The sequence below is a fragment of the Limnoraphis robusta CS-951 genome (assembly GCF_000972705.2).
This window is the reverse complement of sequence record NZ_LATL02000096.1, coordinates 29,082-38,420: the sequence shown is the minus strand read 5'-3', so window position 1 is coordinate 38,420 and position 9,339 is coordinate 29,082. Positions and strand designations below refer to the sequence as shown.

Sequence of the window (9,339 nt, the reverse complement as noted above, 5' to 3'; positions counted from 1 at the left end):
TTTTCTCAAGTACGGTAGGGCATACCGAAACTATCTCTGAAATGGGATGAACGACTGGGGAGACGAACCCCTCAAAGAGTAGGTCAGGAAACTAGCTTGCTGTAAGGGTTGTCAATGAATCAGTAATCCAAAGCCGTGAGGCTTGGAGAATCCCCTTTCTTTAGAAATGGGGAGTATGTCAATTGGGTTCAATCATTGGGGGTGAATTTTTGCTCACCCCTATTTGTGATTGGTCATAGCGGCGATTTGCTCGAACTATTGTGCTAGAATCAATCACGTTAATTCTTAGAGATCTCTCTCAAACCCCTCTCTTGGCAAAACAACGGCTCGATTCCCTCTTGATTGAACGCAACTTGTGTTCTTCCCGACAATTGGCCCAGCGCTTGATTCGGGCTGGAGAGGTGATGGTTAATCAGCAGGTGATTGACAAGCCGGGTACTGAGATAGACACCCAAGCCCAGATCCAAGTTAAACACCGATCGCCTTTTGTCTCTCGGGGCGGAGAAAAACTCAGCAAAGCAATAGATTATTTTAAACTCAACGTTGCCGGACGCATCTGTATTGATGGCGGTATCTCTACCGGAGGCTTTACAGACTGTCTTCTACAAGCAGGCGCCAAGCAGGTTTATGGGATTGATGTCGGTTATGGACAGGTAGACTGGCGGCTGCGTAATGATCCGCGAGTTATTCTGCTAGAACGCACGAATCTACGCTATCTGACTCCTGAGCAATTGTATAATGCTGGTGATTTATCTGTTTCTCCCCTTGCGGAAAATCCCATCGAACTAGATACTAAGAAAAGCTACGCGGATTTGGCAGTTGTTGATGTGTCCTTTATTTCTTTAACCAAGATTCTTCCCGCGCTCTGGCATCTTCTGCAACCGCCTTGTGAAAGCGTACTGTTAGTCAAGCCCCAATTTGAAGTCGGGAAGGGACGAGTTGGCAAAAAGGGAGTTGTGCGTGATCCGGTTGATCAAGCCAATGCCATTTTTGAAGTCAATTGTGCAGCAGAAACACTCGGATGGAAATACCGGGGTTTAACCGGATCACCCCTCCAAGGCCCCGCAGGTAACATTGAATACCTGCTTTGGCTCAGTGTAGAGGGTGAAGCGTTTCCCCAACGAGATCAAATCCTGCAAATCGTTCAATCAACCCAACTAGAATTTTCTCATTCCTCCTCTAAATCCTCAATTCGCTCGTAGTTCCATGCAGTTGATTCACCAACTAGGGCGTGTCGGTCTATACATCATTAGTGCTTTAGGCTATGTGGCTTGTGGAGCGATTCTATTTGGGATTGCAATTGCCATTAAAATTATTGCACTCACTTTAGCTCATCGATATTTATATCCCATCTTTATATTTGGTGATTTACTCCGAGGACTAGAGCTAATCGATTTGTTAAATTTATTGGTTTTTGCGGTTGTCGGGATGGGGTTTGGTTTAGCGACGGCTTTACTTCCTTCTCAGGCGGGTCGAAAAATTAGTGCTGCATTTTTAGTGATTCTTGTTCCTCTGATTTTAGCGATTCCTCAATATGTTAGATACAATCTGTGGATTGAAGATATTTCTACAGAAGATCAAATTTCCCAAAGTGCTGCGATTAGTCTAGGAGACTCTTTTTTAGAAAGTCGGGTGAATCATCCGGGTGTATTTGGATTTTATCTCTACACGGGTCAGTTTCCCATGATTCCGACGAAAGCTTCTCAAATGGAAGATTTAACCAAACTGGAAAAACAAGTCAACTCTAGATTTGTAAAAGTCAGTGGTATTCCGCCAACCGTTGTCACTTGGTTAATGGGAATTTGTTTTTGGGGAATTCGTATTTTTTACTTTTGTGTCGCCGTTGTAACCACAGTTGCTCATTTCAAAGATGGGTTAAAAATTGTCGGACGTTATTAATTGGCTGACAATCTCCTGATTGAGATTTTACGATGATTACCAAGAGAAGCAGGTTTAGAGCAAGGTCGTTCACGACGGATTATTTTATGCTAACATAAGTTTATCGTGGCTCGATGCCGATAATCTATGCTTGTGTATGAAATGAAGCTGCAAGGAACCCAATACCAGTACAGAAAGCTAGACGAAGCTATCCGTACTGGTAGGTTTGTTCGTAACAGCATCATCAAAGCATGGATAAATGGTCAAGTTAAAAGCCGCAACGATGCTTATGCCTACTGCAAACTGCTGTCAGACAACCCGAGTTTTCCCTGGGTAAACCAACTCAACTCTATGGCTCGACAAGCACACGCAGAAAGAGCATGGGCATCCATTTAAAAACGGATAGAGAAGCGGAAGAACGGATTAACTTAACTGTAAAACGCATAGATCTTGGCATCTCACAGATAGCTTAATCCGTTAAATCCTTATCCTATCTGTTTTAAATTGAACGATTTTATCAAAATTGTCGGCAAAAAATACCTGGTAGAAAAGGATTTCCCAAGTTTAAAAAATATCAAGTTAGAGCATCTGTTGAATACAAAACATCGGGATGGAAACTTTCAGAGGATAGACGCTATTTAACGTTTACTGACAAGTTTCAAGCAGGTACATTTAAACTTTGGGGCAGTCGAAATCTCCACTTCTATCAACTCCAACAAATCAAACGAGTGAGAGTGATTAGAAGACATGATGGGTATTATGCTCAATTTTTAATCGATCATACCAGAGAGGAAAATAAAGAACTAACAGGAAAAATAACTGGGCTAGATGTAGGTCTTAACCATTTCTACACCGATTCTTGTGGCAATCAAATAGAAAACCCAAGATTTTTCAGGAAAGACGAACAGCGCATTAAAAAGCTGCAACGTCGGTTATCGAGAACAAAAAAGGGAAGTCAAAACCGTACAAAAGCCAGAAATCGGTTAGGGAAAGCGTATCTAAGAGTTTCACGCAGGCGTAATGATTGGGTTTGTAAATGAGCTGCGACACGTCATACAGTCTAACGACTTGGTAGCGATTGAAAACCTACGGATACGCAATTTGGTTAAAAATCATCATTTAGCTAAATCAATTAATGATGCTGCTTGGTACAGATTTAGAGAATGGTTGGAGTATTTTGGGAGGATTTATGGGGTTCCGGTGATTGCCGTTGAACCCGCATACACGTCTCAAAACTGCTCAAATTGCGGTGAAAAGGTTGTGAAAACTCTCAGTACGAGAACTCATAAATGCCCTCACTGCGGATACACATCCAACCGAGATGAAAATGCCGCCAAAAACATTCTAAAATCTGCACTTAAACAGTTATCAAATCAAGAAACGGATAAGAAATAGATTAACGGATTAACTTGACTGTAAAACGCATAAATCTAGGCTTCTCACACGTAGCTTAATCCGTTTTTCCGCTTAATATCTGTTTTGAAAATACCGTCGGGCAGATGGAAATTAACGCCTCCCGAGAGACTGATCTCTGCTTGGGCGGGGAAACCCAACCCTTGTAAGTCAACTCATAGAAAGAGGAAGCCCAAATAGTGATGTTTGGAATCTCCGTTGTTTACGACGGAGAGGATGTCAAAATAGAATATAGCCTCTACGGCTGACCCCATCTCACCGTCATTGCCATGTTGTCTATCATCCCGGATTATTTAATTATCCTGATTGTTGCTTTAGTGATTGTTCCCGCTATCGTTTCGGTCTTCTTACGAATGGTACTTCACTATTATCTGACCAGTCAAGGAAATCAAGTTTGGCGATTAATTTACGGGAAAGTTTCAGGAAGTAAACCCAGATTGGTACAGGAGTTAGAAAGCCGTTTAGCACAAGCCAGACGCGAGTTAGAACAGGTGAATACAGGTGCATTAATTGATCATATTTACAGTTTAGAGCGCGTTTTCTTCATTTCCTGCGAACAAGTTGACCATTTCACTCGGATTTTACCCAATTTATTATTATCGTTTGGATTATTAGGAACCTTTGTCGGAATTACGATAAATTTAGCGGCTTTGAGTCAAGCCGTGAGTGCAACCAGTGGAACGGATATTACCAGTTTATTACAAGAAATTCAACAACCGCTACAAGGGATGGGGATTGCTTTTATTACCAGTTTAACGGCTATTTTATTTAGTGCCTTTCTGACGATTGTTAACTTTATGTTTAATACAAATTTAGCTAAAAATAAACTGTTGAGTGCGTTAGAAGATTATCTCGATAATATCTACCAACCGAGTCTCAAAGGAGAAACCCATCTCGATAGAGTTGTTCAGGGAATGGTCAATACTTTTGAGCAGTTTTTACATCAATTTAGTCGCAGTATTCAAACGTCTATAGAATCCGCACTGCAAGACAAAATTCAAGAAGTTTCCGCCGCACAAATCAAAACTAATCAACTCTCAGAACAAGTCTATAGTCGATTAATAGAAGCCTCTAATCAAGTGATTCAAAGTTCCCAGAATTTTCAACAGACAACAGATCGGTTTATGGAAGCTGCACAAGTCTTTGAACGCAGCCAGTTTCCCCAAACTCTTTCGAGTGCAAGCACAAATCTGGCAAATACTCAACGCGGTTTTTCTCAATCTGCTACCAGTTTAGCCGCTTCTGTTCAATCCGTTGATGTAGCGATGATTGAGCTACAAAATTATAGCAAACGGTTAATTAAAATAGGGGAACAAATGAATCAAAGTTCTCAAACCTCCCAAGAGTTAATGGAAGTTCACCGCATCAATCAACAGTCTTTAGGAGAGATGACTCAACAGCTTCAAAATGCGACTCAAGGCTTCCAACTGGCGATGAATACTTTAGATATTTTACAACGACGAATGGTAACACGCACCGAAAGTTTAGAAGACATTCAAAGTGAGTTAACTAAACTGGTAACTGCAATTGAACGGTATACAGAAACGCTTCGTTCAGGACTTGATCAACTGGGCGATCGCCTCACTCAAGGGACAATTCATTCTACCACTAACAATCCTAAACTGTGAATTGAAGTTGAAGAAGGAGTCAGGAGACACCGAATCAGGAGTCAGAATCAATTGGTTGGGGATTTATACCCCATAAGGCTGTTAAAACTTCAAAATATAAAATCAATGAGGAAAATTTCAAATGCGTCATTCTCGTTTCAAAACAGAAGAAGAAGAATTAAATGTTTGGCCAGCATTTACCGATTTAATGTCAAATGCTTTTATGATTTTGAGTTTATTTTTAATTTTAGCCATTATTAAATCGGTTTTTGTGCAATCGGTTTCTGAAGCCAACGCCTCTCGTTCCGAACAGCTTGAACGGGAATTACAACAACGTTCAAATCGGGTGAATAACTTAGAAGGAGAAATCGCCCGAATGAGAGGCGAATTACAACAACGCAGTAGCCGAATTACTGAACTGAATCAAGAAATAGAACGCTTAAAATCTCCACCAATTATTGTTTTAAGAGATTCGACTGAACGCAGATTTGAGTCAGGAAGTGCTGAATTATCCGAACCGTTGAATCAATTTGTTGAAAACGAGTTAATTGCACAAATCAAAACACTTTCTCAAGATTATCAAGGATATCTTATTGAGGTTATCGGACATACAGATGGTCAAATTAATAGTGGAAATTATAGCAATTTAGACGGGAACTTAGAACAAATTATCCAAGGAAATGAATCTTTCAATCAATTAATACCGGGTTCTAATGCTGACTTAGGGTTAATGCGAGCGTTAGCAGTCGTTAAAAAACTGCAAGAAAACCAAGAATTGCAAGCATTAGGCTTAAAATTTAAAGCCTATTCTGCGGCGCAACTCTATGATACATCGGGAAACTATGCACCCCCAAATCGACAAGAAGATCCCAACCGACGCCGGATTGAAATTCGCTTTACTCCCCCCGCAGAAGAACGATAAAATAAACCACGCTCGACACAGAGAATACCAGGAGAAAATCTTCGTGTCTTGGTATCTTTGTGGTTTTTCTTTCACCCTTTCCTAAGTTTGACAAAAAGCCAAAAATGTGCATTCCCAAACTAATCGGGGTTGGACAAAACTCAATAAAGATTGTCGCGCTTTTTCTAACTTTTGGAACAATAAAGGATGAATTTTTCCGGTTTTTTGTTGCTGTTGCCAATAACAATGTTGTAAATAATCTATTAACCAAAGTTGTGCTTCTATCTCTAATGTCTGGCTGATTTCTTTCGCTAAAATCAAAGCATCATAGAGAGTTTTAGGCGGTTGTTTAACGCTGTCTAAAAACTCCGGTGACATCGCTTGTAATTGTTGCCAACAAACGATTGCTTCACCCGGACTTCCTTGAGACATGGCGATGATTTCAGGATGATTTAATATTTCTTCCTGTCTCTCGGTTTTTAACACCTGTTTCATGGCTTGTTCATCTAACCGATAAAAGGGGATTTTTGCACAACGGGAGACTAAGGTTGATAACAATGAATCGACTCCTGGGGCGATTAAAATTATTGTAGCATTCCCCGGTTCTTCTAAGGTTTTGAGTAGCCCATTAGCCGCCCCTTCTGCCATTGTTTCCGCTTGTTCTAATACCACAATTAAACGACTGGCTTCTAAGGGCGGACGACTCAAAAATTGACCGATTTCTCGAACTTGTTCTAAGCGAATTTGAGGCGGGGAACGACGTTTGATTCCAGCTTCTGCTGCTTCTTGGGCGGAGAGACGTTTTCCTTGATGTAAATAAGTCGGTTCAACCCAGAGTAAATCGGGATGATTTCCCAGATGAATGCGATGTCTTAGCTGTTGAGAATTGAGGGGTTTTGTACTCGTATGACCAAATAAAAACTCTATAAAACAACGAGCCGCTAAACTCCGCCCAATTCCTGAACTGCCGACAAATAAGTAAGCAGGTGCAATGCGATTTTGGAGAACGGTTTGAGTTAGCAACTCAACCGCTTTTTTTTGGGAGATTAGAGGAGAAAAGGCATTTTCTGAAGTCATGATTTTAGGAGAAATCCCCATTGTTTTAAGTGTTCACTCAAAACCCTCTGGATTTTTTCGCTGACTTGTTCTAAACTAAGATGGGCATCAATGCGGATGATGCGATCGCCTGCTTGAGAGGCCAATTCACAAAACCCTTGATTAACTCGTTGATGAAACGCTAAATCTGCTTGTTCCATCCGATCCATCTCACCTCGGGTTTGAGTACGCGCTAGCCCTTTTTCAACCTCGAGATCGAACCACAAGGTTAAATCACTTTGTAAACCTCCTGTCGCAATCTGATTGAGTTGTACAATTAAATCTTGATCCAAACCCCGACCATAACCTTGATAGGCGATGGTAGAATCGGTAAAGCGATCGCAGAGGATAATTGCGCCTTGTTCGAGATGCGGTTTGAGAAAAGTTTCCACGTGTTGGGCGCGATCGGCTGCAAACAGCAACAATTCAGCTTGGGAGGCGATGGGTTCTTCGAGACGGCTATCGAGTAGAATTTTCCGCAGCGATCGCCCTAAAGCCGTTCCTCCTGGTTCCTTCGTTGTCAAGATTGCAGGTGCAGATGATCCCAGGTGCTTCTGTAACCAATCACAAGTTTGTTGGATCTGGGTTGTTTTCCCGCCACCTTCGATCCCTTCAAATACAATTAATTTTCCGTCCATTGACTGTTTTTGCTAAACCTGAAGTTATTTTCTCAGGTTCAAGGCCTTCTTGATACTTGTTTTTGTTGTCCTCTAGTATAACTCGCTCACCCTGTTTAAATCTAAGCTAGCTATTTTACCTGACCCACAGAAGAAAACGGCTAGACTTTGATATAATTCACACAATAGATTTTGCAGACGGATTGATAGAGTGATCAAGATTTTTGAGGGTTAAGGGAGGCATCTGTTCAGCCTCTGTGGGGATCAAATCATTCATCTTCGGAGATTTGAAAAAAAATGCTCTGATATTGGGAGAAATGATTTGAAGAACAATTCTAGTAGCCTAGCCGCAAAGCAGTAAAGCTCAAACTTTCAATCGGTGAGACAGAGCTAGAGTAAGTTATTTACTCAACTTTGTTTGGACATAAAAAGTTCCGCATTAACTGGCTAATATCATTTTATATCCAACGAGCTAGCTGAAACCCTTTCATCTGATGATCAGAATTTTAACGAGATGAAAAAAAGTTCCTCACTCTCAATTTAGAGCAAGCCTTTTGACAACGTTAATCCCACTGAATCCATTTGTTTATTGTTAAAAAAGTCTGGAGTTTTGTATGGCTCGCTACACTGGTTTTTTCGTGATTGCTACTCCCATTGAAGAGTTACGACTGATGTTAATTGAGATATTAGAAACTTGTAATTTAGACATGATGTATGAAACCCCGAGTTCAATTATTTGTCGAGAAGTGATTGGACGAGTTCCCGTTCCTCAATTAGTCACCGTTGAGGTTGTATTTGACACGGCGACTTCTACCGACTCAGAAACCAAAATGACACTCGTGATCAAAAATGAAGAACTCCCCTTAAAAGTGAATAACCACTGTCGTCAGATGTTTGATTATATTAGTAAGCTGATTATTGATAACCGTGAATGGGAACTTTTAGAAAGTATTGCATTGTAGATATATCTTAAAATATCAATCTAAACTCAGGGTTGATTGTTGATAAAAATTAACAGGAGGGGTGATGGCTTTACATTCACTCCTCTTTTGTGAAGGAATGCTGTAAAGAGTTGATAAAGTCTCCGGTTATTACGATCAAGGAGGAAAGATGCGATGTATTTTAGAAACAAGCTGTTTTAACGCTATGACAATATCAAAAAATGAATAAAAACTATATTTCTCAACTCACCCTGACAACAGTTAGTCTTGCTTGTGTATGCAGTGCGATCGCCATAGAACCCTCACAAGCGACTAATATTAAAAAATGGCAAATTGACTTTTTTGGTGACTCAGGAGAGTTAGTCGGAGAAGGAAGTTTTAGCTACGATCTCGATACGGAGACTTTTGTACCAGACAACTTCTATACTGATGATGGTTTCTATGTTCAAACGGGGCTTGACAGCTTCAACGCCAATCTGCCAGAATATAACTGGAGTTTAGGAGATTCTGCGGGTTATTATTGGTGGAATGAAGAAACCAAATCACCCAATAATGCAACGATTTCTCGCTATGGAATTTTTTTCAGCGATGATTCTTGGTTTTTTGGCGATCCCTACTTTGCAGAATATTTCCTCAGAATGAATGGCACCCAAGGATCGGGAACTTGGACTCATGCTTTAAGTTACGATTTCTTCAACGAAGATTTTGATGAGGCTGAATACGGTTATTATAAAGTGTATTCATCGGGAACTTGGGTAGCTAAACCGATCCCCGAACCCGCTACTTTATTCGGTTTAATTGCAGTGTTTGGTTTCGGTATTCTATTTCCACAAAAACAACGTTAATCTTGAAATCAAGCCCCTTCTGTGCTATAATCTCTAGAAGAA

8 protein-coding genes and 2 pseudogenes are annotated in these 9,339 nt (G+C 40.6%); 8 read left to right on the top strand and 2 right to left on the bottom strand.

The annotated features are described in order from the left end of the window. Nucleotides 1-311: 311 nt before the first annotated feature. The 6 genes and pseudogenes from WN50_RS08820 to WN50_RS08795 all read left to right on the top strand — a co-directional run bounded on the left by WN50_RS08820 (nt 312) and on the right by WN50_RS08795 (nt 5,820). Nucleotides 312-1,202, top strand: coding sequence for a TlyA family RNA methyltransferase (locus tag WN50_RS08820; RefSeq protein ID WP_046281806.1), 891 nt, complete (start codon nt 312-314; stop codon nt 1,200-1,202). Nucleotides 1,203-1,206: 4 nt separating this feature from the next. Beyond that, the gene (locus WN50_RS08815) at nt 1,207-1,899 is read left to right on the top strand and encodes a hypothetical protein (protein WP_046281805.1); all 693 of its coding nucleotides are present in this window, start codon (nt 1,207-1,209) and stop codon (nt 1,897-1,899) included. Between the two features lie 126 nt (nt 1,900-2,025). Beyond that, nucleotides 2,026-2,268 (top strand): annotated as a pseudogene (locus WN50_RS33855) (RNA-guided endonuclease TnpB family protein); the annotation flags it as partial. Between the two features lie 113 nt (nt 2,269-2,381). Further along, nucleotides 2,382-3,273 (top strand): annotated as a pseudogene (locus WN50_RS08805) (RNA-guided endonuclease InsQ/TnpB family protein); the annotation flags it as partial. 287 nt (nt 3,274-3,560) lie between these two features. After that, on the top strand, nt 3,561-4,919 hold the full coding sequence (locus tag WN50_RS08800) for a hypothetical protein (protein WP_046280591.1): 1,359 nt from the start codon (nt 3,561-3,563) through the stop codon (nt 4,917-4,919). Between the two features lie 121 nt (nt 4,920-5,040). After that, nucleotides 5,041-5,820, top strand: a complete 780-nt coding sequence (locus tag WN50_RS08795; protein ID WP_046280590.1) for an OmpA family protein — start codon at nt 5,041-5,043, stop codon at nt 5,818-5,820. Between the two features lie 81 nt (nt 5,821-5,901). Here WN50_RS08795 and WN50_RS08790 read toward each other — a convergent pair whose 3' ends face one another. Together WN50_RS08790 and tmk are read right to left on the bottom strand one after the other, a co-directional pair. Then, a complete protein-coding gene (locus WN50_RS08790; RefSeq protein ID WP_235440880.1) occupies nt 5,902-6,897 on the bottom strand; it encodes a DNA polymerase III subunit delta' in 996 nt (331 codons plus the stop codon). Beyond that, entirely contained in the window at nt 6,873-7,532 is a 660-nt protein-coding gene (tmk, locus tag WN50_RS08785; RefSeq protein WP_046280589.1) for a dTMP kinase, read from the bottom strand. The genes WN50_RS08790 and tmk overlap by 25 nt, the downstream gene beginning before the upstream one ends. 593 nt (nt 7,533-8,125) lie before the next feature. Here tmk and WN50_RS08780 point away from each other — a divergent pair. Together WN50_RS08780 and WN50_RS08775 are read left to right on the top strand one after the other, a co-directional pair. Then, a complete protein-coding gene (locus WN50_RS08780; protein ID WP_046280588.1) occupies nt 8,126-8,473 on the top strand; it encodes a hypothetical protein in 348 nt (115 codons plus the stop codon). Nucleotides 8,474-8,673: 200 nt separating this feature from the next. Beyond that, nucleotides 8,674-9,297, top strand: a complete 624-nt coding sequence (locus tag WN50_RS08775) for a hypothetical protein (protein WP_046280587.1) — start codon at nt 8,674-8,676, stop codon at nt 9,295-9,297. The last annotated feature ends 42 nt before the right edge of the window (nt 9,298-9,339 follow it).